Origin of the sequence: Brachyspira sp. SAP_772, assembly GCF_009755885.1 — a bacterium.
In the GTDB taxonomy this organism is placed as follows: Bacteria; Spirochaetota; Brachyspiria; order Brachyspirales; family Brachyspiraceae; genus Brachyspira.
Genome location: NZ_VYIX01000375.1, coordinates 1 through 519, shown reverse-complemented (window position 1 = coordinate 519; position 519 = coordinate 1). Strand labels below are relative to the sequence as shown.

General features: G+C 19.5%; 1 pseudogene. It reads right to left on the bottom strand.

Annotated features, from left to right (window positions below):
* Positions 1 to 128 precede the first annotated feature (128 nt).
* Positions 129 to 519: pseudogene (locus GQX97_RS14590) on the bottom strand (hypothetical protein); the annotation flags it as partial.

Sequence of the window (519 nt, the reverse complement as noted above, 5' to 3'; positions counted from 1 at the left end):
AATTTATCATGATTGATATTAGATGTTATAGATAACCATATTTTTTTTGCTTTGTTTTTTAAATACATTTTTATATATCCTATAAACAAAATAATATTATTAATTATAATTTATAATTTTAAATAGTGCTATTGATTATTTTTTAATTTTCTGAAATTTGCATCAAAGCTTATATTTATATGCGTATAATTTGAGTTTACACTGCTTCCTATTACTAAATTATTAGGATAGCTCCAGTTTCTAAGAGGCACATTAAAATATTTTAATATTCTATTTGCTTTTTCTAATTGTATTGTAAATATATAATTTGGATTATAGTCATCTATTTTCTTTGTCATTTCATTTAAGGTATTTTTAGTATTTATGTTATTTATTGCTGTTTCTATTGCTTTTACGTTTTCACTAAAAAAGTATATTTTATCTACAAATGTGTAATATAATGATGAACCATTAGGAAAAGTATAAGAATATATATAACCATTATTATATTTTTTTTCTGACTTTGTGATGTTAATATAT